Annotated in this window: 1 protein-coding gene; it reads right to left on the bottom strand. The window is 55.4% G+C overall.

The features are described from left to right. Window positions 1-359 (bottom strand): EAL domain-containing protein (locus DH08_RS30060; RefSeq protein ID WP_192182887.1); only part of this gene is annotated, 359 nt, incomplete at both ends.

Here is a 359-nt window from a genome sequence, read left to right as displayed (position 1 = left end):
TCGCAATTGTTCTTGCGCAAGAAGGCCACTTGATCGTCTGTCTCGACACCCTCGGCAATGACCCTCAGATGCAGATTTTGACCCAATGAAATGACGGCGCTGGCGACGGCCTGATCGCTCTCGTTGTCGGCGAGATCGTTGATGAAGGACTTGTCGATCTTCAAGCGCGCCACTGGAAAGGTCTTGAGTGCGCTAAGGCTGGAGTAGCCTGTTCCAAAATCATCGATCGATATCTGCACACCCAGGCCCTGCAGTGCGTTCATCGTTGCGACCGCCAGTTCGATGTCCTGCATGATCAGGCTCTCCGTCACCTCCAGCTCGAGGTATCTGGCCTCTAGGCCGCTGTCCTTCAGTGCATT

This window comes from Mesorhizobium amorphae (genome assembly GCF_014843845.1).
GTDB lineage: Bacteria > Pseudomonadota > Alphaproteobacteria > Rhizobiales > Rhizobiaceae > Mesorhizobium > Mesorhizobium amorphae_A.
This window is presented reverse-complemented; position numbering and strand designations above follow the sequence as displayed.